This window comes from Halomonas sp. I1, from assembly GCF_032334135.1.
In the GTDB taxonomy this organism is placed as follows: domain Bacteria; phylum Pseudomonadota; class Gammaproteobacteria; order Pseudomonadales; family Halomonadaceae; genus Halomonas.
In genome coordinates this window covers 458,189-482,379 of the sequence record NZ_JAVXUS010000001.1, presented here as the reverse complement: position 1 = coordinate 482,379, position 24,191 = coordinate 458,189, and the positions used below count along the sequence as shown (strand labels likewise).

At 65.1% G+C, this 24,191-nt stretch carries 24 protein-coding genes; 6 read left to right on the top strand and 18 right to left on the bottom strand.

What is annotated here, in order from left to right; translation table 11 throughout:
- Positions 1–7 precede the first annotated feature (7 nt).
- From RSO41_RS02195 to RSO41_RS02170, 6 genes are all read right to left on the bottom strand, one after another.
- The gene (locus tag RSO41_RS02195) at positions 8–763 is read right to left on the bottom strand and encodes an SDR family oxidoreductase (RefSeq protein WP_315617350.1); all 756 of its coding nucleotides are present in this window, start codon (positions 761–763) and stop codon (positions 8–10) included.
- 1 nt (position 764) lies between these two features.
- Positions 765–1,796, bottom strand: a complete 1,032-nt coding sequence (locus RSO41_RS02190; protein WP_315617348.1) for an aromatic ring-hydroxylating dioxygenase subunit alpha — start codon at positions 1,794–1,796, stop codon at positions 765–767.
- 53 nt (positions 1,797–1,849) lie between these two features.
- A complete protein-coding gene (locus tag RSO41_RS02185; protein WP_315617346.1) occupies positions 1,850–2,155 on the bottom strand; it encodes a recombinase-like helix-turn-helix domain-containing protein in 306 nt (101 codons plus the stop codon).
- A gap of 3 nt (positions 2,156–2,158) precedes the next feature.
- The gene (gene nirD, locus RSO41_RS02180) at positions 2,159–2,476 is read right to left on the bottom strand and encodes a nitrite reductase small subunit NirD (RefSeq protein WP_315617344.1); all 318 of its coding nucleotides are present in this window, start codon (positions 2,474–2,476) and stop codon (positions 2,159–2,161) included.
- Positions 2,477–2,817: 341 nt separating this feature from the next.
- Positions 2,818–3,600: a GntR family transcriptional regulator gene (locus RSO41_RS02175; protein WP_315617342.1), complete on the bottom strand. Its 783-nt coding sequence runs from the start codon at positions 3,598–3,600 to the stop codon at positions 2,818–2,820.
- 252 nt (positions 3,601–3,852) lie between these two features.
- On the bottom strand, positions 3,853–4,629 hold the full coding sequence (locus tag RSO41_RS02170; RefSeq protein ID WP_275286498.1) for a ferredoxin--NADP reductase: 777 nt from the start codon (positions 4,627–4,629) through the stop codon (positions 3,853–3,855).
- A 145-nt stretch (positions 4,630–4,774) separates the two neighbouring features.
- On the opposite strand from RSO41_RS02170, the gene RSO41_RS02165 reads away from it, so the two are divergent.
- Together RSO41_RS02165 and RSO41_RS02160 are read left to right on the top strand one after the other, a co-directional pair.
- Positions 4,775–5,701, top strand: coding sequence for a LysR family transcriptional regulator (locus RSO41_RS02165; RefSeq protein WP_315617338.1), 927 nt, complete (start codon positions 4,775–4,777; stop codon positions 5,699–5,701).
- Positions 5,702–5,883: 182 nt separating this feature from the next.
- Positions 5,884–6,375 carry a hypothetical protein gene (locus tag RSO41_RS02160; protein WP_315617336.1) on the top strand — a complete coding sequence of 164 codons (492 nt, stop codon included), beginning with the start codon at positions 5,884–5,886 and terminating at the stop codon, positions 6,373–6,375.
- Positions 6,376–6,396: 21 nt separating this feature from the next.
- Here RSO41_RS02160 and speE read toward each other — a convergent pair whose 3' ends face one another.
- Both speE and hemE read right to left on the bottom strand, forming a co-directional pair.
- Positions 6,397–7,257: a polyamine aminopropyltransferase gene (gene speE / locus RSO41_RS02155; protein ID WP_315617589.1), complete on the bottom strand. Its 861-nt coding sequence runs from the start codon at positions 7,255–7,257 to the stop codon at positions 6,397–6,399.
- 67 nt (positions 7,258–7,324) lie between these two features.
- Positions 7,325–8,389 (bottom strand): uroporphyrinogen decarboxylase, encoded by a 1,065-nt coding sequence (gene hemE / locus RSO41_RS02150; protein ID WP_315617335.1) that lies wholly within the window; start codon positions 8,387–8,389, stop codon positions 7,325–7,327.
- A gap of 129 nt (positions 8,390–8,518) precedes the next feature.
- Here hemE and ribA point away from each other — a divergent pair, with 129 nt between their 5' ends.
- Both ribA and RSO41_RS02140 read left to right on the top strand, forming a co-directional pair.
- A complete protein-coding gene (gene ribA / locus RSO41_RS02145; RefSeq protein WP_315617334.1) occupies positions 8,519–9,154 on the top strand; it encodes a GTP cyclohydrolase II in 636 nt (211 codons plus the stop codon).
- A gap of 122 nt (positions 9,155–9,276) precedes the next feature.
- A complete protein-coding gene (locus RSO41_RS02140; protein ID WP_315617333.1) occupies positions 9,277–9,567 on the top strand; it encodes a hypothetical protein in 291 nt (96 codons plus the stop codon).
- Positions 9,568–9,660: 93 nt separating this feature from the next.
- Here the strand turns inward: RSO41_RS02140 and RSO41_RS02135 are convergent, their stop codons facing one another.
- The 5 genes from RSO41_RS02135 to RSO41_RS02115 all read right to left on the bottom strand — a co-directional run bounded on the left by RSO41_RS02135 (position 9,661) and on the right by RSO41_RS02115 (position 15,611).
- Positions 9,661–11,214: a Na+/H+ antiporter NhaC family protein gene (locus RSO41_RS02135; RefSeq protein WP_315617332.1), complete on the bottom strand. Its 1,554-nt coding sequence runs from the start codon at positions 11,212–11,214 to the stop codon at positions 9,661–9,663.
- A 196-nt stretch (positions 11,215–11,410) separates the two neighbouring features.
- Positions 11,411–12,181 carry a co-chaperone DjlA gene (djlA, locus tag RSO41_RS02130; RefSeq protein WP_315617331.1) on the bottom strand — a complete coding sequence of 257 codons (771 nt, stop codon included), beginning with the start codon at positions 12,179–12,181 and terminating at the stop codon, positions 11,411–11,413.
- A 268-nt stretch (positions 12,182–12,449) separates the two neighbouring features.
- Positions 12,450–14,444 carry a 1-deoxy-D-xylulose-5-phosphate synthase gene (locus RSO41_RS02125; RefSeq protein ID WP_315617329.1) on the bottom strand — a complete coding sequence of 665 codons (1,995 nt, stop codon included), beginning with the start codon at positions 14,442–14,444 and terminating at the stop codon, positions 12,450–12,452.
- Positions 14,445–14,458: 14 nt separating this feature from the next.
- Positions 14,459–15,343: a (2E,6E)-farnesyl diphosphate synthase gene (gene ispA, locus RSO41_RS02120; protein ID WP_315617327.1), complete on the bottom strand. Its 885-nt coding sequence runs from the start codon at positions 15,341–15,343 to the stop codon at positions 14,459–14,461.
- Positions 15,327–15,611 (bottom strand): exodeoxyribonuclease VII small subunit, encoded by a 285-nt coding sequence (locus RSO41_RS02115; RefSeq protein ID WP_315617325.1) that lies wholly within the window; start codon positions 15,609–15,611, stop codon positions 15,327–15,329. Before RSO41_RS02115 ends, ispA begins: the two co-directional genes overlap by 17 nt.
- Before the next feature lie 263 nt (positions 15,612–15,874).
- On the opposite strand from RSO41_RS02115, the gene serA reads away from it, so the two are divergent.
- Complete coding sequence (gene serA, locus RSO41_RS02110) at positions 15,875–17,125, top strand: phosphoglycerate dehydrogenase (protein ID WP_315617323.1); 1,251 nt, start codon at positions 15,875–15,877, stop codon at positions 17,123–17,125.
- Positions 17,126–17,167: 42 nt separating this feature from the next.
- Here serA and RSO41_RS02105 read toward each other — a convergent pair whose 3' ends face one another.
- Genes RSO41_RS02105 through RSO41_RS02085 form a run of 5 tightly spaced genes read right to left on the bottom strand, consistent with a single transcriptional unit; the run spans position 17,168 to position 22,388 of the window.
- The gene (locus RSO41_RS02105) at positions 17,168–18,172 is read right to left on the bottom strand and encodes a spore coat U domain-containing protein (RefSeq protein WP_315617322.1); all 1,005 of its coding nucleotides are present in this window, start codon (positions 18,170–18,172) and stop codon (positions 17,168–17,170) included.
- Positions 18,172–20,529: a fimbria/pilus outer membrane usher protein gene (locus RSO41_RS02100; protein ID WP_315617320.1), complete on the bottom strand. Its 2,358-nt coding sequence runs from the start codon at positions 20,527–20,529 to the stop codon at positions 18,172–18,174. The genes RSO41_RS02105 and RSO41_RS02100 overlap by 1 nt, the downstream gene beginning before the upstream one ends.
- Positions 20,530–20,554: 25 nt before the next feature.
- A complete protein-coding gene (locus tag RSO41_RS02095) occupies positions 20,555–21,265 on the bottom strand; it encodes a molecular chaperone (protein ID WP_315617319.1) in 711 nt (236 codons plus the stop codon).
- Between the two features lie 44 nt (positions 21,266–21,309).
- Positions 21,310–21,813 carry a spore coat U domain-containing protein gene (locus RSO41_RS02090; protein ID WP_315617317.1) on the bottom strand — a complete coding sequence of 168 codons (504 nt, stop codon included), beginning with the start codon at positions 21,811–21,813 and terminating at the stop codon, positions 21,310–21,312.
- A 29-nt stretch (positions 21,814–21,842) separates the two neighbouring features.
- Positions 21,843–22,388 carry a spore coat U domain-containing protein gene (locus RSO41_RS02085; protein WP_315617315.1) on the bottom strand — a complete coding sequence of 182 codons (546 nt, stop codon included), beginning with the start codon at positions 22,386–22,388 and terminating at the stop codon, positions 21,843–21,845.
- 424 nt (positions 22,389–22,812) lie between these two features.
- On the opposite strand from RSO41_RS02085, the gene RSO41_RS02080 reads away from it, so the two are divergent.
- On the top strand, positions 22,813–24,168 hold the full coding sequence (locus RSO41_RS02080; protein ID WP_315617313.1) for an 8-oxoguanine deaminase: 1,356 nt from the start codon (positions 22,813–22,815) through the stop codon (positions 24,166–24,168).
- The last annotated feature ends 23 nt before the right edge of the window (positions 24,169–24,191 follow it).

Sequence of the window (24,191 nt, the reverse complement as noted above, 5' to 3'; positions counted from 1 at the left end):
CACCACCTCAGTTGAAGACGAAACCGCCGTTGATGGGGATCACCTGGCCGGTGACGAAGGCCGACCAATCCGACAGCAGGTAGAGGATGGTCCCGTCCACGTCGTCGGGCTGCTGCTCGCGCTTCAGGGCGCGCCCCTGGGCGTAGTAGTCGTAGCGTTCCTGGGGCACGTACTCGGTGGCCTCGCAGTGGGTCAGCCCCGGGGCCACGGCGTTGACGCCGATGCGACGCTCGCCCAGCTCGCGGGCCATGGAGCGGGTCATGGAGATCACCGCACCCTTGCTGGCCACGTAGGCCATCAGCTTGGGCGCGCCCCACAGGGCGGTGTCCGAGGCCAGGTTGACCACTTGGCCGCCGCCATCGGCCTCGAGCAGCGGCACCGCGGCCCGGGTCATCAGCCAGGTGCCGCGCACGTTGACCGCCATCACCCGGTCCCACAGGGCCATGTCGTAGTCCATCATGGTCTCGCCGCCGACCCCGGTGGCGATCGCCGCGTTGTTGACCAGGCCGTCCAGGGCGCCGCCCTCGGCGACCCGCGCCATACCCGCCTCGATCGAGTCGGGATCGGCCTGGTCGATGACCAGCGCCTCGACCTCGGCACCGCGCTCGCGCAGCGCCGAGGCGGTCTGCGCCAGCTCGGCCTCGAGGATGTCGCTGATCACCAGCCGCGCGCCCTCGGCGGCGGCAGCCTCGGCGACGCTGCGACCCAGGCCGCGGGCGGCCCCGGTCACCAGGATGCGCTTGTCGTTGAGCATCTGGGCCATGTCAGGCCGCCTGCTGGCGCTCGGCCAGCTGCTTCTTGGCCATCTTCAGCATCACCCGGCGCAGCCGCGAGAGGCCCACGTCGTGCTGGTAGAGGTTCTCGTGCAGGCGGGCATCCGGGGCCAGGTTCTCGAGGATGATGCGATCCTGTTCCAGCACGTCCCAGTGCAGCTGCTCGAGCTTGGTACGGTAGAAGAAGCGCCACACCTGGCGCTGCCAGCCGTCCACCTTGCGCACCCGCCAGAAGAACACCCGGGTATGTTCCTTGTCCTCGGGCACCGCCATGCCGACGATCCAGAAGGGGCCGCCCGGGCCGAAGCGCTGCTGGTAGGGAATCGACAGGCGCAGCCACAGGGCGTTGGTGTTGCCGAACTCCACCCAGTCGAAGTTGACCCCGGTCTGACCGGTCTTCTTGAACACGAAGCCGCTCTCGGTGGGCTCGAGCACCATCTCCGCCTGACGGTCACCCTCGGCCATGGAGTGGGAATCCGAGTGCAGGTAGGTGCCGTGCATCGGGTCCATGACGTTGTCGATGGCGTACTGATAGTTGCACTTCCAGGTGGCGGTGCACAGGAAGTGGCCGTAGGTCTCGCCGTCGGTCAGCTGCTCGGGCAGCGCGAGCTCGCCGGGTTCCTCGTCCGGGGTGGTGCCGAAGTAGACGAAAATGGCGCCGTGAGCCTCCTGGATCGGGTAGCGGCGCACGCAGGCCTGGCCGACCAGCGGGCTGTTGCTGATCGCCGGCACGTCGCAGACCTCGCCCTCGCCGTTGACCTCGACGCCGTGATACCAGCAGGCCAGGCGATCGCCCAGGTTCCAGCCCTTGGACAGGCGGGCACCGCGGTGGGGGCAGCGGTCCTCGACGGCATGCAGGGTGCCGTCGAAGCCGCGCCACAGCACCAGGTTCTCGCCCAGCCGGGTGATGCCGACGGGATTGCTGCCGACCTCCCAGCTGGCGGCGACGGGATACCAGAGGGAACGCAGGCCGCTGTCCAGATAGTCCTGGACGGCGGTGTCGACGGAGGATGCACTAGTCATGTCTCGACCTCGTTATGTCTTGTACTGGCGAAGGGGCGTGGCCCCGGGGCGGCTCACTGCCCGAGCACCGCCATCTCCTGAAGGAAGCTTTCCTGGGTCCAGGCCTGGCCGTTGCGATCGTGGCGATGGCGGGCGTTGAGGCCCTCGACCACAGCGTCCAGCTCGGTCGCGCCGTCGGCGAAAACCTCTTCGAGGGCTTCCACCAGAGCGTGTTCGAAGGCGCCCGGCGCACTGGCACGGGTCTGCCAGACGGGATTGGCGAAGCCACCGGGCGCCTCGATGTAACCCTGGCCAGGTTCGCTGGAGGGGATAATGCGTTGCCACTGCTTCAGTTGGGGGTTGTAGTCCTGCTGGGCCATGGTTCAGCTCTCCTCGCTGGTCTGGAGTTGCACTTCGTCATCGAGGATCCGCACCGGGTAGATGTGGAGGTCGCGGTCGGCAGGCTCGCGCAGGCACTTGCCGCTCTTGATGTCGAAGGTCGCCTCGTGCAGCGGGCACTCCACCTGGCCGTCCTCGACAAACCCCTGGGACAGAAGGGCATAGGCATGGGGACAGACGTCCTCGAGGGCGTAGTACTCGCCATCCAGCACATACACACCGACTTCCTTGCCATCGAGCTTGGCGGAATAGGGGAAGTCTTCCTGCACCTGGTCAGTCTTGCAGACGGTTGTCCAACTCATGACATAGTCCTCATCGGTCGGATGTATCAGCCAAAATGCATCAATTATGGAACTTTGTTTTTTATATGATCTATGGCAGCAGTATAGAGGCGTCGCCACACCTGTCAATACTATATAGTATTTATGGTGCATGAAACGAGAATGACGCCTAAGCTCTGTACGAAAGTCGACGAGCGACGGCCGGGGCCTGGACCGACTTCAGGCAAGCCAACGCATTTCCCGCATCCATGTGGGTCACAAGGCAAAAATCGGCGACACATCGTCAGGATGGACGATCCGGGCTGCTCGAAGCGCGAGTGATACGGGTGTCACGAGTCAAAAGAGCCGAGGTGTCTCGACGATCAACGCAGCTCGGTGTGCAGCGAGAGAGAGTAATCGTTGGCGGGGATATGCATGACCTGCCAGGCGACGGCCGAACCATCCTGGAGGCGATAGAGGGTGTCGAGCCGCAGCCCTGGTGCCGACGGCCCCGCATCGGAGGCGATGGCCTTGGCTACCGCTCTTGGGAGGCGCACCATACGTACTCGGTTATCGGCATGGCCGACGACCATACGCGTCCGCGCCTGCAGAAGGGGCAGGACACTCTCGTGCTCGAATGCCTCGACCGGCGCTTCGAGCAGGGCCTCGGCCTGATCCGCCCGCAGATAGATCTCGGTGTGGCAGTCGAAAGCACCATCGATACGGTCCTGGCGCACCAGGCGGATATAGCCTGCCTCACAGGGCCCGAGCGCTTCGCACCACTTGCCGGGACGGTCCATCCCGACCCGCTCACGCTTCATCAGGCGAATGAAGACCATGCGCACCCGCGAGCCATCGGGGCGCAGGAAGCTGAAGGCCGGCGTGGTGATCTCGCGCCGATGGTCGCCTCCGGCGACGAAGGTGCCCAGGCGGCGCCGCCGATACAGCTCGCCGCTTTCCACCAGGTCGCGCAGAGCTTTCTGCACCGTCCCGAGGCTGAGGGGAAGTGCCTCGGCCAATGCCTGCTCGGTGGGCAAACGCGTACCCTCGCTCAACCGCCCTTCGACGATCAGCTCGATGAGCGCATCACGCATGCACAGATACTTGGGGGACTTGGGGGAGCGCTCGAGATGTCGCGAGACACGCTCGGCAAGCAGCGTCAACACGGCAACGTCCTGACTGGAAACATGAAGGAGAGATATAGTAGCAAGGTTGGCGCCGCGCGTAAGCTCGAAACCCAAAGCATACGAGCGGCGAGATACGAGATCCAAACCCCGACAACCGCCTCCAGAGCTGCAACTCGAAGCTCGAGGCTCGAAAGTAGCATGAATGAAACCGCCCCCATGGCTAGTGCCTGGGAGCGGTTGTTCTTCCAGCTTAACGCTTAAGGCTTACAGCTCCCAGCGCAGCCGGGCCGCTTATTTCTCGACGAAGGCCCGCTCGATGACGTAGTCGCCGGGGTCGCCCATGCGCGGCGAGATATTGAAGCCCAGCTCGTCGAGCAGGGAGCTGGTCTCGTCGAGCATCGCCGGGCTGCCGCAGAGCATGGCACGATCCTGCTTGGGATCGATGGTCGGCAGATCGGTATCCTCGAACAGCTTTCCCGTCCGGATATGGTCGGTCAGACGGCCGGTGGTGTGGAAGTCTTCTCGCGTTACCGTCGGGTAGTAGACCAGCTTCTCACTGATCTCTTCGCCCAGGTACTCATGCGCCGGCAGTTCCTTGGAAATGAAGTCGGCGTAGGCGAGCTCACTGACGCTGCGCACGCCATGGACCAGCACGATCTTCTCGAAACGCTCATAGGCCTCGGGGTCCTGGATCAGGCTCATGAACGGCGCCAGGCCGGTGCCGGTGGAGAGCAGATAGAGGTTGCGCCCCGGCAGCAGGTCGTCGGTGACCAGTGTGCCGGTGGGCTTTCGGCTGACCATGATCTTGTCGCCGACCTGGAGGTGCTGCAGCCGAGAAGTCAGCGGGCCATCCGGCACCTTGATACTGAAGAACTCCAGGTGGTCCTCGTAGTTGGGACTGGCGACGGAGTAGGCACGCATCAGCGGCTTGCCCTCGACCTCCAGGCCGATCATCACGAACTGACCGTTCTTGAAACGCAGGCTGCGCTCACGGGTGGTGCGGAAGCTGAACAGCGTGTCATTCCAGTGATGGACGCTGAGGACTTCTTCCTCGGCAAACTTGCTCATGTCGGCACCCTTATATTCCAGAAATGCATATTAAAACTATTAACTCTTTGCAATGAATTCTAAGGAAGGCCAGAATATCTGTTAAATGAATTGTATGGATAAAGCTTATCTATACTCTGGATAAAACTATCCTGGAGCCAGTCGGATGCGCTATACCCTGCGTCAGCTTGAGGTCTTCGTCGCCGTGGCCCAGCACGAGAGCGTCTCCCGAGCCGCCCGGTCACTGGCACTCTCCCAGTCGGCGGCCAGTACCGCCCTGGCCGAGCTGGAACGGCAGTTCGACTGCCAACTGCTGGACCGCCTCGGCAAGCGCCTCAAGCTCAACGCCCTGGGCTTCCAGCTGCTGCCCAAGGCGGTGGCGCTGCTCGACCGCGCCGAAGAGGTCGAGGAACTGCTGCGCGGCCAGCAGGGCATCGGCACCCTGGACGTGGGTGCCACCCTGACCATCGGTAATTACCTGGCCACCCTGCTGATCAGCGATTTCATGCAGCGCCATCCCGGCAGCCGCGTGCGTCTGCAGGTCCGCAATACGCGCACCATCATCGAGGAAGTTCGACAACATGAGCTCGACCTGGGGCTGATCGAAGGCCAGTGCGAAGAAGACGACGTCATCACCCAGCCCTGGGTGGAGGATGAGCTCGCGGTCTTCTGCTCACCGCGCCACCACCTGGCGAACCAGGGGTCGGTGGAACTGGACCGCCTGCTGCGGGAAGCCTGGATCATGCGCGAGCAGGGATCGGGCACCCGGCTGACGCTGGAACAGGCCGCGCGTCATCGTCGCGGGCGCTTCAATACCCTGCTCGAACTGGAACATACCGAGGGCATCAAGCGGGCCGTGGAATCGGGCCTCGGCATCGGTTGCGTCTCCAAGCTGGCCCTGCGCGATGCCTTCCGACGCGGCAGCCTGGTGCAGATTCCGACACCCGACCTGGACCTGCGTCGCCAGTTCGCCTTCATCTGGCATCGCCACAAGTACCTGGCCACCGGCATGCGGGAGTTTCTCAAGCAGTGCCGGCACATGACGGAGGGCATTCGCAGCAGCGATCAGATCGATCTGCCCTATTACTCCTGACGGATTCCCGACACCGACCAGCACGGCTCGGCGAGCGGAAGACGGCACCTGGCGACACTCGGCGTCGGTCTTCGCGGACACTGCCCGAGCGCTGCCGTCTAGGGTAGGATGCGGGCTCACCGGCAAGGAGCGCCGGCGCAACCTCGGCACCTCGACCGCCGACGCTATCCGGAGGACTCAACATGCGGCAATTCTTCTTTCCCCGGCACCCCCTGCCGCGACGCACCTTGCTGTTCTGCCACGCCGTCATTCAGCTCGGCCTGCTGGTGGCCGGCGGCCTGTGGCTGGCACCGCATACCCCCTGGCTCGCCGACACGACCTGGCTGGCCGCCTGGCCACGCCTCGCTCTCGGGGGCGGCGCGCTCTTGCTGGCCATGGTCGGTGTCCGCCTGATCGCCGAACTATGGTTGCTGCCCTACCACCTGGCGAACCTGCGCGTCGGCTTCGCACCGGGCGATGTGGTGACCCGTTCCTTCGATCGGCGTCCGGCCGTCCACGACACCGAACGCGCCTGGACATCCTCGGCACGTCCAGTCTCGATGGACGATGACGTCATCGGCAGCGCCCGCGTCACCCAGCCGGCGCCGGCCCGACGTCAGGGGGGCAACGAGCCGACACTGAACCCGAACGACGGCGAGGCGGAGCCCGTGTCACGCCACGAACCGCGGTTGTGAGGGCACCGCCGGCCCCGGGCCTCAGCCGAACGCCCGTCGCATGAAGGGCGGCAGCGCCAGGGCGCCCCGGTGTACCTCGGCGGTGTAGTAGTCGAGCGGCAGACCGGCCTCCCGCGCATCACCTTCACGGAAGTCATTCACGTCGCATCCCTTGCCGGCCAGGGTGACGCTCCACCAGCCGGATGGATAGACGGGCTGCGGGAACGGCAAGGTCGCCACGCTGCCGAAACCGGCCTCGCCCATGTCGCGACGCAGCTCCCGGATGATCGAACCGCTGTGGTAGAGCGGCGACTCGCTCTGCTGCACCATCACGCCGCCGGGACGCAGGATACGATGACAACGGCGCAGGAAGTCGGTGGTGAACAGCCCTTCCGCCGGCCCCACCGGGTCGGTGGAATCGATGATCAGTACATCGACGCTGCCGGCCTCCGCCTCATCGACCCAGCGCACGCCGTCGGTGAAGGCCAGTTCGGCGCGGGGGTCGTCGTTCGCCTCGGTCAAGGTAGGAAAGAAACGCTCGGCAGCCCGGGTCACTTCCTCGTCGATATCGATCTGGGTGACCCGCTCCACGCCGGGATGGCGCAGCACTTCGCGCAGGGTGCCGCAATCACCGCCGCCGATGATCACCACGCGCTTCGGATCGGCGTGGGTGAACAAGGCCGGATGCGCGATCATCTCGTGATAGAGAAAATTGTCGCGATCGGTCAGCATCACACAGCCATCCAGCACCAGCAGGTTGCCAAATGACTCGGTCGCGTAGACCTCGAGGTGCTGGTAGTCGCTCTGCACCTCGTGCAGCTTGTCGGTAACCTTCAGCGCGAAGGCGCTGCCCTGGCTGTCGAAGACTTCGGTGAACCAGCCGGAATCGGGGGAGGTGTTCATCATGGACCCTCGTGGTGACAACCCGCGCGCCAAGGCACGCCGGTCGATTCATTTATCCGCGCCCGCCTCATTCCCGATGGTAGGCGGGACTCAGCTCATGCAACGCCTCGATGAAGGCCGTGACACGCTCGGGGTCGGTAAACTGACTGATGCCATGGCCCAGGTTGAAGACATGGCCGGGTCCCGAGCCGTAGCTATCGAGGATTCGCGCCACCTCGTCACGAATCGCCCGAGGACGGGCGAACAGCACATTGGGGTCCAGGTTGCCCTGCAGCGCAACACGCTGGCCGACCCGTTCCCGGGCACCGGCAAGCTCGGTACTCCAGTCCAGCCCCAGGGCATCGGCACCGGTTGCCGCCTGAGCCTCGAGCCACTGGCCGCCGTTCTTGGTGAACAGGATCACCGGCACGCGCCGCCCCTCGCGCTCACGGATCAAACCATCCACGATCTGCTTCATGTAGCGCAGCGAGAAGGCCTCATAGGCCGGCGTCGACAACGCACCGCCCCAGGTATCGAAGATCTGCACGACCTGGGCACCGGCACGGATCTGGGCATTGAGATAGTCCGTCACCGCCCGGGCCAGCAGGTCGAGCAGCCGATGCATGGTATCCGGCGTGTCATAAAGCATGGCCTTCACATGACGGAAGTCCTTGCTCGAAGCGCCTTCCACCATATAGGTCGCCAGTGTCCAGGGACTGCCGGAAAAGCCGATCAAGGGCACGCGCCCCTTCAGCTCGCGGCGGATGGTGGTGACGGCATTCATTACATAGTCCAGATCGCGCTCGGCATCGGGGACGGTGAGCGCCTCTACCGCCTCGGGCGTGCGCACCGGCTTGCGGAATTTCGGGCCCTCGCCGGTCTCGAAGTACAGCCCCAGTCCCATGGCATCAGGAATGGTCAAGATATCCGAGAACAGGATGGCGGCATCCAGCGGGTAGCGCTCCAGTGGCTGCAACGTTACCTCACAGGCCCTGTCACGATCGCGACAGAGATCCATGAAGCTGCCTGCCTCGGCGCGTACTTCGCGATACTCCGGCAGGTAGCGACCTGCCTGACGCATCATCCAGACCGGCGTGCGATCAACGGGCTGACACGCCAGGGCGCGCAGCAGGCGGTCGTTCTCGAGTTCCATGCGTTCGCTCATCCACGGAAAATGTGGCCGCCATTGTAACCCATCAGGCTCGACCGTGAGCCCGACTCGCCTTCCTGATAGAATGAGATCATCCCGACGGCCACGCCCGGTCCTTCATCGAGGTACATCGTGACGATTCGCTACATCGCCGCCTCCCGGCTCCCCACTCCATGGGCCACTTTCACCATGCATGGCTTCGAGGACGAAGCCACCGGCAAGGATCATGTCGTCCTGACACTGGGCGAGGTCGCCGACGGCCAGCCGGTGCTCGGCCGCGTGCATTCCGAATGTCTCACCGGCGATGCCCTGTTCTCGATGCGCTGCGACTGCGGCTACCAGCTCCAGGAAGCGCTCAAGCGCATTGCCGAGGCGGGCCGCGGCGTGCTGCTCTATCTGCGCCAGGAAGGTCGCGGCATCGGCCTGCTCAACAAGATCCGCGCCTACCACCTTCAGGACCAGGGGGCCGACACCGTCGAGGCCAACGAGCAATTGGGCTTCTCAGCCGACCTGCGCCGCTACGACCTCTGCCTGCCGATGCTCGAGCACCTGGGCATCGACTCGCTCAGGCTGATGACCAACAACCCCCGCAAGGTCGAGGCCCTGACCCGAGTCGGCGTGGACGTGGTCGAACGCGTGGGCCTGACCACGGGCCTCAACCCGCACAACGAGCACTACCTGTCCACCAAGGCCGGCAAACTCGGCCACATGATGGCACTGGGCGATTTCACGCCGGCCGGCGATGTGGATATAGAACGAAAGCCCTGACGCCGCTTCCCGACGATATCAATAGCCTGGAACGATCGCATCGATCGATAGTTTTCTCTGGCGTTACACTTAGCTCGCTAATAAAATGCATGTTATCAAACATCGCAAGCGAGGTACCCGAGATGAAAACCAAACTGATGACCGCCAGCCTGCTGCTCGCCACCCTGCCCCTGGCCGCCCAGGCCGACCCGGCAAGCGAGCGCGCTCTGCAGCTCGGCGAGCCGCTATCCGCCGTCAGCCAGCATGCACCGACGGCTCAGATCCAGGCAGACCCCTCCGCCGACCTGGTCGCCGGAAGCGGCAGCGCTGCCATGGCCAAGGCCCGCCTCAAGCTGCGCGCCCAGCAGCAGCACGAGACAAACATTGCCGTGACAGAGGATCCGCTGAAGCCGGCTCGGGAAGCGACTACCTGAAACCACGTTTTTCGACAGGCTCCGACCTGACGCAAGAAGGCCCCTGCTCGAGGGGCCTTTTTCATGCTCGGAAGACAGGGCGACGCCGTCTTCTCAATCGACCAGCGCCTCGTCGCGCGGTGACGCCCCGCCCCAGAGAGTACGCAGTACTACCGCCGTCACTACCAGCGCTACGGCGCCAGCAAGACCGCCGACCAGCGCACTGCCGGAGAGGCCGGCGATGAAGAAGGCCAGGATGCCGGCCAGCCCGGCACATACCGCATAGGGCAGTTGGGTGCGCACATGGTCGATATGGTCGCAGGAGGAACCCGCCGAAGAGAGAATGGTGGTATCCGAGATCGGCGAGCAGTGATCGCCGAAGATGCCGCCACTGAGAACGGCGGCAATCGCCAGCGACAACGACAGGTCCATTGCCATCGCCACCGGCATGGCAATGGGGATCATGATCGCGAAGGTGCCGTAGGACGTCCCGGTCGTGAAAGCGACCAGGGCCCCGATCAGGAACAGCAGCACCGGCACCAGGCTGGGGGCGATGTTCGCCTCCGCCAGGGTCACCAGATAGTCGGCGGTCCCCAGCTCCGAGGTCACGCTGCCGATCGACCAGGCCAGCGTCAGGATGATGTAGACCAGGGTCATGCTCTTGATCCCGGCGACGACGATATCCATGGACTCGCGGAAGTCGAAGAGCTTCTGCTGCATGCCCATGACCAGGCCGACGACTACCGCCACGAAGGTGGCGATCAGGATCGACAGACCACCATTGGCCTCGCCCACGGCGGTGACCAGATCATTCTCGGGATAGTTGCCGGTCCACAGGAACATCGGAGGAATCATCAACACCAGCACGGCGATCGGTACCAGCATGTTGCGCTTGCGAGCCTGGGCCTCGGGGATCACGTCCATCTCGGCGACCTCCCGGTCGGAGGGCGGCGTGGCATCCTTGGCCAGCACCTCGCCGGTGGTCCGGGCACGATGCTCGGCACGCGCCATGGGACCGAAATCCCACTGGGTGATGACGATGAAGGCGATCAGTCCAAGTGCCAGCCAGGCATAGAAGTTCAGCGGAATGGAGGAGAGGTAGATCAGGTACTCGGAGCCGCTGACGTCCATCTCGGTCAGCTGCGTACCGATCAACCCCATCACGAAGACCACCCAGGTGGATACCGGCCCCAGCAGGCACATGGGAGCCGAGGTCGAATCGACGATATAGGCCAGCTTTTCGCGGGAGACCTTCATGCGATCGGTGATCGGGCGCATCACGCTGCCCACCGTCAGGGCATTGAAGTAGTCCTCGAAGAAGATCAGCATGCCGAGCCCGAGCGTCGCTCCCTGAGCGCCACGGCGCGAGGCGACCCGCTCGGAAATGGCCCGGGCGATGGCCTGGGCACCGCCAGTACGCTGGAGCACCGTGATCAACACGCCGAACAGACCGCAGTAGATCAGAACGGTAACGCTCCACTCATCCCCCACGCTCGGGATGATGAAATCGTTGAAGCTGTCGTAGAGGCCAGCGGCCGGATTGCCGCCGCTGAGCATGGTGGCACCCAGCCAGACGCCGCAGAACAGCGCTGGTATCACGTTGCGCGTCGCCAGCGCCAGCACGATGGCCAGCACGGGCGGCAGGAGGGAAAGCGGACCGAAAGACATCAGGGGTCTCCTTGGAATTCTTGTCGATCACCACAAGAATGCCTCGGCATCACTTGGCCGGACCGAGGCAGAGGCGTCGTCCCCACCGGGCCGGCGGGTCGCCGCGCATCCTAGGCCGGTCCGCGTGGCCCGACAACCACCATGTCACATTCCGGAAAGCACGGGCCGTCGTGACGAAAGAATGCCGCCTCGGGGATCAGGCCGCGTCGGCAGAACGTGCCTTGCGAATGCGCTCGTAGGCGTTGCCGATCTCGCTGGTACGTTCCTTGGCCACCTCGCGCATGTTCTCCGGCAGGCCCTTGGCGGCCAGCTTGTCGGGATGGTTCTCGCTCATCAGGCGGCGATACTGGCGCTTGATCTCGGCATCGCTGGCATCGGATGACACGCCCAGAACCTGATAAGCATCCTCGAGCGACACTTCGTGCGTGGCGCTGCCCCCCTCGGCGGCCCCGCGCAACATGGCTTCGATCTGGGCGATCTCGGCCTCGGAGCAACCCAGCCCGCGCACCACCCGCATCAACATATCGCGTTCGGCGGGATGGAGCTCGCCATCGGCGGCGATGGCCGCGAGTTGCACCTGAAGGAACACCTGCCGTAGCGCCGGCTGGTTGCCCACGATCTGTCGGATCTTGGCCAGCTCCGCCTCGAGATCGAAGTCCTCGCCCTTGCCACGGGTGAAATCGGCCCGCGCCTTGGCACGCTGCTCCTCACTCAGCCGCAGGCGGTCCCAAAGCTGGCGGGAGGCATCGAGTTCGGCTTCGGAGACCTGACCATCGGCCTTGCACATGCACCCCATGACCGCGAAGGTCGACTCGAGAAACTGCGCCTGCACCCCGGCCAATCGGCCCAGCATGCTACGGCGCAGGCGCCGGACGAGCCAGTAGCCGAGGCCGCCCCCGATCAGCAGGCCCACCGGGCCACCGACCAGAAATCCCAGCAACCCACCGATCAGCACCATGGCCAGCATGTCGACTCCTTGAAACACGTCTCGCAAAGATGGCGGGGAGCATAGCATCCAGGCAGGACAGGCGCGATGCGGCTGCCCCATGAAGGCAGGTGACCGCAGGCGTCCGCCGGGATGTCGCGCGGCGCTCAGAGGGTGCTTACAAAAGTCACGAGCGACGGCCAGATAAGGCGAAATTCGGCGAGAATGCGGAGTTTATTCGTACTAAATGAGCACTTCTAGCCGAATTTCAACGCGGTATGGGCGAGCGCAGTAGTTTGTAAACACCCTCTCAGCCGAGGCGGTGCCTGATCGAGGCCTCTATCCCCTCGGCGTCGAGCCCGCACTCGGCGAGCAATTCCGCCGGCTTGCCATGCTCGACGAAGGCATCGGGCAGTCCCAGCTGTAGCAATGCTGTCCGGCGCCCCTCCGCGGCCAGCAGCTCGCCGACGCCGCTACCGGCGCCACCGGCTACCACGTTTTCCTCCAGGGTCACCAGCAGGTCGTGCTCGTCGGCCGCCGCCAGTACCGCCTCACGGTCCAGCGGCTTGATCGACCGCATGTTGAGATGGGTGGCATCGAGGCGCTCGGCCACTTCGGCGGCCGGGCCATTGAGGCTGCCGAAAGCCAGCAACGCCACCCTCTGCCCATCGCCGCCGGCCCGACGACGCATCTCGGCCTCACCGATGGGCAGCGCCTCGAGGTGCTCGGGAATCACCGTACCGGGACCGGTACCCCGCGGGTAGCGCACGGCGGCCGGGCCGGGATGATGATAGGCGGCACTGAGCAGCGCACGACACTCGGCCTCGTCGGCGGGCGCCAGCACCACCATGCCCGGCACGCAGCGCAGGTAGGCCAGATCCAGCGCCCCATGGTGGGTAGGTCCGTCCTCGCCCACCACGCCGGCACGATCGATGGCGAAGGTCACGTCCAGCGCCTGCACCGCCACGTCGTGGATGAGCTGATCGTAACCACGTTGCAGGAAGGTGGAATAGATGGCGACGACCGGTTTCATCGCCTCACAGGCCAGACCGGCGGCCAGAGTCACCGCATGCTGCTCGGCGATCGCCACGTCATAGTAGCGCTCCGGATACTCCTGGGAGAACCGCACCAGGTCGGACCCCTCGCGCATCGCCGGCGTGATCCCGACCAGCCGCTCGTCGACCGCCGCCATGTCGCACAGCCAGTCGCCGAAGACGTTGCAATACTTGCGCGGCTTCGGGCGCGATAGATCGTTGCGCGGCTTCGGGCGCGATAGATCGTCGCGCGACGTCGAGTGCGATGTATCGCTCTTCTCCCCGAGCGCGGCAGCCGACTGAGCCGGCTTGAACGGCGGCGGCGTTTCGCCGTTCTTCTCCAGCTTGGTGATGGCGTGATAGCCAATGGGGTCGGCCTCGGCGGGCAGGAAGCCGCGTCCCTTGCGTGTCTTCACGTGGAGAAACTGGGGCCCGTCCATATCGCGCATATTGCGCAGAGTCTGAACCAGGGTCGGCAGGTCATGTCCATCGAGCGGGCCGATGTAGTTGAAGCCCATTTCCTCGAACAACGTCGCCGGGCTGACCATGCCCTTCATGTGCTCCTCGGTTCGCCGGGCCAGCTCCAGGGCGCCGGGCAGGTGCGACAGCACCTTCTTGCCGCCCTCGCGCATGCTGGTGTAGGGCTTGCTGGCCAGGATCCGCGCCAGATAACTGGCCATGCCGCCGACGTTCTCGGAAATCGACATCTCGTTGTCGTTGAGGATCACCAGCAGGTTGGCATCCACATGGCCGGCGTGGGCCAGGGCCTCGAAGGCCATCCCGGCGGACAGGGCGCCATCGCCGATCACCGCGCAAACCCGACGCTTCTCGTCTCGCGTGCGGGCGGCCAGCGCCATGCCCAGAGCGGCGGAAACGGAGGTGCTGGAATGTCCTACCCCGAAGGTGTCATAGGGCGATTCGCTGCGGCGCGGAAACGCCGCCAGGCCACCGAACTGGCGAATATGCTTCATCGCTTCACGGCGACCGGTGAGAATCTTGTGCGGATACGCCTGGTGACCGACATCCCAGACGAGACGGTCATGGGGCGTCTCCAGGGCATGGTGCAGTGCCACCGTCAGCTCCACGACGCCGAGTCCGGCGCCGAAATGGCCACCGGAGACGCCCACGCTGTAGAGCAGATAGGCACGTAACTCGTCGGCCACCTGCACCAGCTGAGCCTCGTCCATGGCACGCAGCGCGGCCGGTGTTTCGAGGGTGTCGAGCAGCGGCGTAGCCGGACGCTCGACCGGAATGTCATCGAACAGCTTCATGTTGGCCCTGTGGTTCAGTGGTCACGCTCGATCATGTATCGGGCCAGGGTGGCCAGCACGGTGCCGGCCTCGCCCAGCGGCGCCAGGGCCGATACGGCCTCGTCCACCAGGGATCGGGCCTTGTCATCGGCCCCCTCAAGCCCCAGTAGAGTGGGATAGGTCGGCTTGTCACGGGCGGCATCCGCCCCCGAGGCCTTGCCGAGAACGGTCGTATCGCCGGTCACGTCGAGCACGTCATCGCGAATCTGGAACGCCAGCCCGATGGCGGCGGCGTAGCGTTCCAGCGCCAGCAGGCGCTCGTCGTCCTCGGCCACCGCCGCCAGCCCCCCCAGCCGCACGGCGGCATGGATCAGCGCCCCTGTCTTGTGACGATGCATGGTCGCCAGCGCCGCCAGGTCGGGATGGCCTCCCACCGCATCCAGGTCCAGTGCCTGGCCGGCCGCCATGCCATCGCGTCCGGCGGCACGGGCCAGGGTGCCGACCATCGCCGAAAGGCGCGGTGGATCGGTATCGGCCAGCACTTCGAAGGCCAGGGTCTGCAGTGCGTCGCCGGCCAGGATGGCAGTGGCCTCGTCATAGGCGCGATGCACGGTGGGCCGGCCCCGGCGTACGTCATCGTCATCCATGGCCGGCAGGTCGTCGTGCACCAGCGAGTAGGCATGCACCAGCTCGACGGCCATCGCCGGCCCATCGAGGGCCTCGTCACCGGCGCCGAGGGCACGGCCCGCGGCATAGACCAGCACCGGCCGCAAGCGTTTGCCACCGACCAGCACGCCATGGCGCATGGCCGCGTCCAGACGCGCCGAGGGCGCCGCCTCGCCGCGCGCGAAGAGCCTTTCCAGGCGTTCGTCCACGCGGCACCGATCCGCGGTCATCAAGCGTTCAATGTTCACCGCCATCCTCCTCGGGTGACGCGAAGGGCTTGAGATCGATGCCGCCTTCCTCTCCCTCGGTCAGGGTGCGAACCTTGAGCTCGGCCTCGTCGAGTCGGCGCTGGGCATCACGGGTCAGGCGAACGCCCTGCTCGAAGGCCGTCAACGACGCCTCCAGCGACAACTCACCGGATTCCAGTCGTTCCACCAACGCCTCAAGGCGCTCCACGGTCGCCGCGAAATCCGCCGGCGCCGTTTCCTCGGTGTCCTGTCGCTGCTTGTCCTGTCCCGCCATGGCTGCCCTCGTCGCCATCTCACCATGAGGGCGACAGTATACACGCTCCCCCCCGGGGGTCGTCTGCCCCGTGCCCGGCGGCATCCCCATCATGCAAGCCGCTCATCCAGGCCAGGCGGCATTTTCATCCGCAGCGGATCGTGCTGTGGTAAGATATCGGCCCTTATTTAACGCTAGAGATTGCCGGGCAGATGCCCCGACAACCCAAGCGTCACCTTCCTGAAACGCATGCGGCGCGCACCATAGAAGGGGTTGATTCGACCATGGCCAAAACGTCCCTGGACAAGAGCAAGATCAAGATCCTGCTGCTCGAGGGCGTCCACCAGAGCGCGGTGGACAATTTCCTGAATGCCGGGTACACCAACATCGAACACCTGTCGACCTCGCTGGACGAGGAATCGCTGATCGACAAGATCCGTGACGTCCACTTCATCGGCATCCGTTCCCGTACCCAGCTCAACGAGCGCGTCTTCGCCGCCGCCGAGAAGCTCGTGGCCGTGGGCTGCTTCTGCATCGGCACCAACCAGGTCGACCTCGATGCGGCCCTGGTGCGGGGTATCCCCGTCTTCAATGCCCCTTACTCCAACACCCGCTCGGTGGCCGAGCTGGTGCTGGCCGAGTCGATCATGCTGCTGCGTGGTATCCCCGAGAAGAGCGCCAGCGCCCATCAGGGAGGCTGGCTGAAGTCGGCCAAGAACGCCCATGAGGCCCGGGGCAAGACATTGGGCATCATCGGCTATGGCAGCATCGGCGCCCAGCTCTCGGTGCTGTCCGAGGCACTGGGCTTCGACGTCATCTACTACGATGTCGTCACCAAGCTCGGCATGGGCAATGCCCGCCAGGTGGGCAGCCTCGAGGAGTTGCTGGCACGTGCCGACATCGTCAGCCTGCATGTGCCGGACCTGCCCTCCACCCGTTGGATGATCGGCGAAGAGCAGATCGGCCTGATGAAGCCGGGCAGCATCCTGATCAATGCCTCCCGCGGCAGCGTGGTCGTGATCGAGGCGCTGGCCGAGGCCCTCCAGGCCGGCCGCCTCAACGGTGCGGCCATCGATGTCTTCCCGGTCGAGCCCAAGGGCAACAACGAGGAGTTCGTCAGTCCGCTGCGCGGCCTGAACAACGTCATCCTCACCCCGCACATCGGCGGCTCCACCCTGGAAGCCCAGGAGAACATCGGCATCGAGGTATCCGAAAAGCTGGTGACCTTCTCCGACAATGGCACCACCATCACCTCGGTGAACTTCCCCGAGGTCGCCCTGCCGGCCCACCCCGGCAAGCACCGCCTGCTGCACATCCACGAGAACGTGCCCGGCGTGATGTCCGAGATCAACCGGGTGCTTTCCGAGGATGACATCAACATCCTCGGCCAGTACCTGCAGACCAACGAGCGCATCGGTTATGTGGTCATCGACGTGGACAAGGAATACGGCCCCCGCGCCCTGGAGGCACTGAGCAAGGTGACACATACCCTGCGCGTGCGGGTACTCTACTCGGAAACCAGCTTCGAAGGCTGATCCGTGGCAGGCGCTGCCACGGGCGGCGTCTGCAACGTCCTTCTAGAACGCCACCTCCACGACGACCGAATCCGTATAGACACCGGCCGATGGCGTCGGCTGATTCTCGTCGATGACGCCGCGATAGATGAATCCCTGGGCGGTCACGCCGTCATGGTGGCCCGGCGCACTGTCCGCCTGGGTCGAATCGCGTCGCTCCGCCCCTTGGCTGCCCCAGCGTGACAGCCCGCTGGCCCCCTTGAAGAGCTCATAGCGTAGATACTCGCCCGACGACGCCATGCGCCGCTGGCCGGAGGCAGCATGCTGGCCGTCGCCCAACCCCACGCTGTAGGCCTGCCCCTTGGTACAGCGTACCGAAAGCGTCCGAGTCACCGGATTGAACCCCGCCACCAGCGGCGCCGAGCCGAAATCCAGATCGGGGGCGTCGATCACGCAGTCCGGCAGGACCTCGAGCTGCAGGGTGATGGTGCTGGTGCCGCTCCCGTTGTTCCGGCCGAGGCAGATCCCCCCGATGCCGAGCCCCTCGCAGACGGACCAGTTCCAGTTGACGGTCAGGGTATCGGTATAGAGACCGGCGGCGACATTGCCGGCGGAGCCCGGCAGGGTACGGTAATACATCGGCAGCTCGATCGGGCCACTGCTCCCCAGCAGGCCGAGCAGGTCCAGCAGGGTGGCATTGTAATAATCGTAGGTGGTGCCCAGTGTCAGCGGCACCTGACCGCCGGGATCGGCAAAGATGTCATAGTCGATGGTATCCCCCATGGGCGCCACGAGTTCGCCGCCATTGGCGCTGGAGATCGTCACGTTCACATAGTCACTGCCGAGTACCGACAGCAACGGTGCCGAGCACTCCACACCGGCGTTGGGCTGCGCCGATGTCTGCTGGACACTGCCGGCCACCGTCAGCGAGCTCGCGCTACCGAAACTCGCCAATGGATTCGGCGCCACCACATCGCAGGCTCGGGCGGAGGTCGCCCCGAACGCCACGACCAGCAGCAACAACAGGCTGGCGGCCCCCCGCCAGGCAGGGTGGATGAAGGTCCCCATCACGTCTCCTCGTCACGGCAGGTCACGGATGCCAGGTCCAGGCGTCCCTCCGCCTCATCGGGTAACGACGGTGTCGCCAGGCACTGGCGACCATCCGGCAGCACCACGCGCAGGCGCATTCCCGCCGATACCGTCTCGAGATAGGTCATGCCGTCCCAGCCGACCACCGCATGCTCGCCACTCGATGCGTGCACCCGCGCACCGAGCGGAAGCTCCTCGCCGTCGACATCCACCAGGCGCAGGCTGGCGGACGTACGACGCGGCAACTCGAACGACAGCAGATAGCCACTGCGCGACGCGACGGCCACGCGTCGCTCAACCTCCGGTGTCGCCACCTCGACGGGCAGTGCGAGCGGATCGATCTCATACTTGCCGGGATAATAGGCGGTCCCCCAGGGCACCAACAGGTAACCCTCCTCATCGGTGCGTCCGACCGTCTGGTTCTCGTAGCGCACCGGCACATCGGCCTCGCCGTCGGTAGACACCACGACGAAACTGTCGTTGACCTCGTTGGCCAGGAAGCCGCGTCCGGCCATGATGACGGCCGAGCCGCTCAGACCGCCAAAATAGGTATCGTCCTCTCCGCTCCCCTGCATCCCCAGACGCCAGGTGGCTCTGTCACCACGGCGGCGGACATCCACCTGGCGATAGGTCGCCTGACCATCACGGTGGCGCACCCCAAGGTTCCACCCCCAGCCCCCCGCCAGCGGTGCCGCACGCGAGTACTGCAGCTGCCGGGCCGACTCGCCATCCGCATCGTGCTGGATGCCGGCACTCGCAACACCCTGGCCATGACCAAGGGCCAGCGTGACCTGCATGAGCCCGCCCCAGCCTCCACCGACCTCACGATTGGCACTCAACGACAAATACGCCTTGCGCCACAGCGGGCGCTGATAGGACAGATTCAGCAACCGGGTCGACGCGCCATCATCGACCTCAAAATAACCGGCCGCGACATTGCCCCAATCGCCCAGGGAAGCACTGGCGGTCACCTGCGTCCGCGTGCGGGCATGTTCGGGAGCCCGGCGAGCCACGACATCGGAAAGGTCGGCGAACCCCGCCTCTCGGCGCTCATGCCGGGCACCGAAGCTGACATTGCGCCCCCGGTACTGATACCCCAGGCTATGGGCGGCTCCCTTGCCGAACGCCCCTTCCGCGTGCTGATACGCCAACTCCAGGGTGCCGGCACGCCAGAGTCCGAGGGTCATGCCCACACCGCCCAGGGTCAGGGTGTCGGCCAGTTCGGCGTGTCCGCCGAGCGTCAGCGTCTCGGTGACCCCGATGCGCTGAGAGGCACTGGCCGCGGCCTCCCCGTAGTCGAAACTGCGCTGACCATAGCCTCGCCGCAAGGCACCGGCGCCGATACTGAAACTGGCCAACCCCGGCCTGAGCAGCTCATTGGTCACATAAAAGGGCAGGGTCCTGACCTGTCGGCGCCCCTGGATGTCCTCGGTCACCAGCCGCGCCTCGCCGGCCCCGTTGAGGCTCGGCACATCAGACAGTGTGAAAGGCCCCGGGGCGAGATCCCGACGCTCGACCCGGTTGCCGTTGACGAACAGGTCGAGGGTGGTGGGCACCTCGGCCTCACCGGAGAAGCTAGGCAACGGATAGGTGATCAGGTCCGGGCGAATCGCGAAATCACGCGACACCTGCACGCCCCCGAGCCGCACGGAGCGGGTCCAGCTCAAGGGGCGAGTGACGACATCCCCCGCCTCGTAGCTCAACAAGCGCTGCTGATCATCGTGGCGCCAGGTCGTGTCGTAGCGGACATAGGCCGACTCGTCGACCGCGTCGCCGGATGTCGAGCCCAGTCGCTCGCGCCATGCACCGGTACTGCGCCAGCTTCCTCCCAGTCCGAACAGCCGAGCCTCATGCCATAGCGAGGCGCGTGTGGTGCCCCGGCGCGCCTCGCTGACATGCAGATCGTAATTGACCAGTGCACCGGGGCTGCTGAGCGCTTCGGAGGATGCACGATCCGTTCGTCCTGCCAATTGTTGTCGAGGCAGCCAGGCGGTGGGCACCGTCACCTCCAGACGCTGGCGCGGCGCATCATAGTGCGCCTCGATCGCCTCGAGTCGCGTCAGGTCGAGCCGGTCCATCGACGCCAACCGCTCGGGCAGCTCGATGGCATCGAGGGTCCCCGGCGCGACCAGCAGTCCCGCCCCGCGGCGCGTCACCGCGACTACCCGTCCGGTCGGCCGCTGATTGAGCACCAGTTCCAGATGCAGCGGGATCGCTTGTTCCATGGCGGCATCGGCGACCGGTGGCGGTGGCAAGTCCTGACCGTCGACGAGCGGCGACATGACCACCCACCACAGGCAGGTACCATCCCGGCACAGTCGTCGCAGCCTCCGCATCGGCACTCCCTTTTCGGATCCCGACTCAAGGTGCCGAGGACCATCTCGCCAAGCGCACCGGCTCCCCACCATTGACCCGAGCGAACAGGGCATCACCCGGGGTCACGCCTTCCAGCGGCCAGCGGCGATGGCTGTCGACCAGCACGTACCCCAGCAACCCCTCGGTGACGGTGGCACGCCGATCGAATGACACCTCGGTGAGGCGCACATGTCGCTCGCCACGATTGCGCACCTCCAGGTAACGACGACCGCTCTCGCGGATGACACGCCAGTCGAGCATGGATGCGACGTCTTCGACGTGCTCGGGCACGATATCCCCGCCGTGATCGAACAACGGCAAGGAGTAGCGCATCTGCAGCGCGACACCGGCTCGGGGCTGCCCAGCCGGCTCATCGTCAGCAGAGGCCGTCGGAATCTCGTCCAGGATAACGCGCCAGGCCCGCTCTCCCGACGAGGGTGGCGGCACGCGACGGATCAGACGCACCATCTGCCTCTGCCCCGGCGCTACCTCCATCATGGGCGGGCTGCCCACGAGATCGGACTGGCGCCGGTAGTGGTTCTCGCCATCCCGCTGTTGCCAGTCGAAGATACGCAACTGAATCAGCACCGGCTCGCTGCCCCGGTTCTCCAGCCACAACGCCGTTGCCGACTGGCCCTCCTCGATGACCGGATGAATCGGCCAGATCATCAGGGCACTGGCACCGACCGGCAGCGCCGTTGCCAGAAGGCAAGCCACCAGAAGGCCTCTCAACGCGTGGAACCATCGCCGTCTCATCGCCATCACCATTCCAGAGTCACCGTCAAGCGGTCCGTGTAGACGCCCGGCGGCCGTGCGCCGGGCAGTGTCAGCCGTCCATGTACCGGCAAGGCAATATCGTTCGGGTCGGAAAGGGTATCGATGTCGAGCGGCGAGTCGATCCCGATAGCCTGCTGGTGACCGGCATCGGCGAACAGGGCATAGGCCAGAACCGCCCCCTCGTCGCTTTCCATGTGGCGTACACCGCCGCTGGCATGGTGGCCACCGTCGATACGCATGGTCAGGTCGAGCCCCGGCGTGCAGCTCAGGGTCACACCGGTGGCATCGACCAGCGCGGAGGCATGGGTCTGCTGCGACAACGAAGAGGCGGTGCCAAAGTCCAGCCGCCCCAGATCGCCCAGCGATGCGCCCCCCTCAGGGATGTCGCTGTTGACCAGGCACCCCTCGCTGATGATAGCCGAGACCTGAAAGCTGGCCTGGGGTGCCGCCTGCGCCACCCCCTCCTGAACCGGCACCAGGCTTGCCAACAGCGCCGTCAGCCACGACGCGCCTTGCCTCAAAATGACAGTTCGACGTTCAGGGTGTCGCTATAGCTGCCCGCTGCCAGCCCCGGCTGACCATAGGCCCGGCCATACAGCGCCAGCGTCTGAGGGGTTACGCCATCGGCCGTGCCGGATAGCGCATGAGGCGTGCCGGCATCGAGAACGCTGGTCCGCGCGGCATCGGTGAAAATCGAGTAAGGCACGAAATTGCCGCTACCATCGGCCATGGCGTGATTCTGCGAACCACTGTCGCCGTCGTTCGCCCCACCGGAAATCTGGAAGGACGGCGTGACCCCGGGCGAACACAGTACTTCGATGGCAGTGCCACCGTTGAGTACCTCGGCGTCGGCGTCGACGAACAGCGTGGAATGGCTGCCGAAATCCAGGCTGCCGAAATCCACGCCACTGGTGGACGTCGACTCATTGACCTCGCAGGCTGCCGTCAACTCGATCGATACATCGATGGTCCCGGTGACGCTCTGAGCGAACGCTGGACCGCTCACCAGGAGTGGGATGAGAAAACCGCTCTTGAACAGTCGACCATGCTGCCATTTTGACATGACACTTCCTCCAGTCCCCTGCACCCGGTTCATGTCTCAACCGATACTACTGACATGGACCCGTGTCGAATGATGAAGCATGTCGCAATTGTTGATTCAGCTATGGTGAGAAATCCTATATTTGTCAAGATTAACTTAGGAGCACTCTCCACCCACGCGTTCCGGAAGCCCCCCGGGCAATGCGAACCTTTTCATCACGTTACGCATAAAGATTCTCCGTTGACGCCCCCCCTCACCGGAATGACTTGACAGTCGAGCATTCGGCTCTCATTTTGTACACAATAACTACCCGCAATTGTTTAACCACGGGTACACACAAATACAAAGGCACCTGAACCAAGCCTCAGGTCGGTTGCGAGACTTGGGTAACCCTTTGCCACTGGCAGGGGCCGCGTGCACGCGGGACCCGAGGAGGACTCCACTGATGAACTCGAATGAACAGACACTCTGGATACAGCACCCACTCGCCTGCAGCGAGGCTAGCGCCGCCGGCGGCGTGGTCGTCCAGGGCTCGCGGATCATCGAAGCGGTACCGGCGGGAGGACGCCCCAACAGCCGGGTCGATGCCACCTTCGATGCCTCGCGTCATGTCCTGTTGCCGGGCCTGGTCAACACCCATCATCATTTCTACCAGACCTTGACCCGGGCCTATTCGCCGGCCCTGAACAAGGAGCTCTTTCCCTGGTTGACCACTCTCTACGATGTCTGGGCCAACCTCGACGAGTCACAGATGGCCCTGGCCAGCGAGCTGGCCATGGTCGAGCTGCTGATGTCCGGCTGCACCACGGTGGCCGACCACCATTACGTCTTCTCCGGCGCCCTGACCCGGGCCATCGACGTGCAGGTAGAAACCGCCCGTCGCCTCGGCGTGCGCGCCGCCCTGACACGCGGCTCGATGAGCGTGGGCCGCGACGATGGCGGCCTTCCGCCACAGTCAGTGGTGCAGGACGAAGCGACGATCCTCGACGAGAGCGCGCGCCTGATCGACGCCTATCATGAGCGTGGCGATGGCGCCATGATCACCCTGGCGCTGGCCCCCTGCTCTCCCTTTTCGGTCAGTCGCGAACTGATGCAGGAAAGCGCCCGTCTGGCCGAGACGCGCGACGTGCGACTGCATACCCACCTGGCGGAGACCGAGGACGAAACGGCCTACTGCCAGCGCCTGTTCGGCATGCGTCCGCTGGACTACCTCGAGGCGACCGGCTGGCTTGGCGACCGCACCTGGCTGGCCCATGGCATCCACTTCAACGACGATGAGGTGGCACGTCTCGGCCAGGCCGGCACCGGTATCGCCCATTGCCCCTCGTCGAACATGGTGCTGGGCTCCGGCATGTGCCGCACCCTGGACCTGGAAGCCGCCGGCTGTCCGGTGGGACTCGCCGTGGACGGCTCTGCGTCCAACGATCATTCCAATCTCGCCGAAGAGATGCGCCAGGCATTGCTGCTCGGACGACTGCGCTACTCGCCGAGCCAGGTGACCCACGACGATGTGATCCGCTGGGCGACCCGCGGCTCCGCCGCCTGCCTGGGGCGCACCGACATCGGTGGTCTCGCCCCCGGCCAACAGGCCGACCTGGCAATGTTCACCCTGGACGAGGCCCGCTTTTCCGGTGCCGATAACCCCATCGCCGCCCTGCTGCTGTGCGGTGCCCATCGCGCGGACCGCGTGATGGTCGCCGGGCAGTGGCGGGTGACTGAGGGCCGGCCGGTGGACGTCGACCTCGACGCCCTGCTGGCCCAGCACGACGCCGCCGCCGCCACCCTCAGACGAGCGCTCTGAGACAGCGCCGTCGCGCGGCGGCT

What these genes read in the sequence shown, in the direction of transcription:
- RSO41_RS02195 (WP_315617350.1), bottom strand. Translation starts at nt 763, where the DNA reads ATGGCCCAGATGCTCAACGACAAGCGCATCCTGGTGACCGGGGCCGCC.
- RSO41_RS02190 (WP_315617348.1), bottom strand. Translation starts at nt 1,796, where the DNA reads ATGACTAGTGCATCCTCCGTCGACACCGCCGTCCAGGACTATCTGGAC.
- RSO41_RS02185 (WP_315617346.1), bottom strand. Translation starts at nt 2,155, where the DNA reads ATGGCCCAGCAGGACTACAACCCCCAACTGAAGCAGTGGCAACGCATT.
- nirD (WP_315617344.1), bottom strand. Translation starts at nt 2,476, where the DNA reads ATGAGTTGGACAACCGTCTGCAAGACTGACCAGGTGCAGGAAGACTTC.
- RSO41_RS02170 (WP_275286498.1), bottom strand. Translation starts at nt 4,629, where the DNA reads ATGAGCAAGTTTGCCGAGGAAGAAGTCCTCAGCGTCCATCACTGGAAT.
- RSO41_RS02165 (WP_315617338.1), top strand. Translation starts at nt 4,775, where the DNA reads ATGCGCTATACCCTGCGTCAGCTTGAGGTCTTCGTCGCCGTGGCCCAG.
- RSO41_RS02160 (WP_315617336.1), top strand. Translation starts at nt 5,884, where the DNA reads ATGCGGCAATTCTTCTTTCCCCGGCACCCCCTGCCGCGACGCACCTTG.
- speE (WP_315617589.1), bottom strand. Translation starts at nt 7,257, where the DNA reads ATGAACACCTCCCCCGATTCCGGCTGGTTCACCGAAGTCTTCGACAGC.
- hemE (WP_315617335.1), bottom strand. Translation starts at nt 8,389, where the DNA reads ATGGAACTCGAGAACGACCGCCTGCTGCGCGCCCTGGCGTGTCAGCCC.
- RSO41_RS02140 (WP_315617333.1), top strand. Translation starts at nt 9,277, where the DNA reads ATGAAAACCAAACTGATGACCGCCAGCCTGCTGCTCGCCACCCTGCCC.
- RSO41_RS02135 (WP_315617332.1), bottom strand. Translation starts at nt 11,214, where the DNA reads ATGTCTTTCGGTCCGCTTTCCCTCCTGCCGCCCGTGCTGGCCATCGTG.
- djlA (WP_315617331.1), bottom strand. Translation starts at nt 12,181, where the DNA reads ATGCTGGCCATGGTGCTGATCGGTGGGTTGCTGGGATTTCTGGTCGGT.
- RSO41_RS02125 (WP_315617329.1), bottom strand. Translation starts at nt 14,444, where the DNA reads ATGAAGCTGTTCGATGACATTCCGGTCGAGCGTCCGGCTACGCCGCTG.
- ispA (WP_315617327.1), bottom strand. Translation starts at nt 15,343, where the DNA reads ATGGCGGTGAACATTGAACGCTTGATGACCGCGGATCGGTGCCGCGTG.
- RSO41_RS02115 (WP_315617325.1), bottom strand. Translation starts at nt 15,611, where the DNA reads ATGGCGGGACAGGACAAGCAGCGACAGGACACCGAGGAAACGGCGCCG.
- serA (WP_315617323.1), top strand. Translation starts at nt 15,875, where the DNA reads ATGGCCAAAACGTCCCTGGACAAGAGCAAGATCAAGATCCTGCTGCTC.
- RSO41_RS02105 (WP_315617322.1), bottom strand. Translation starts at nt 18,172, where the DNA reads ATGGGGACCTTCATCCACCCTGCCTGGCGGGGGGCCGCCAGCCTGTTG.
- RSO41_RS02100 (WP_315617320.1), bottom strand. Translation starts at nt 20,529, where the DNA reads ATGCGGAGGCTGCGACGACTGTGCCGGGATGGTACCTGCCTGTGGTGG.
- RSO41_RS02085 (WP_315617315.1), bottom strand. Translation starts at nt 22,388, where the DNA reads ATGTCAAAATGGCAGCATGGTCGACTGTTCAAGAGCGGTTTTCTCATC.
- RSO41_RS02080 (WP_315617313.1), top strand. Translation starts at nt 22,813, where the DNA reads ATGAACTCGAATGAACAGACACTCTGGATACAGCACCCACTCGCCTGC.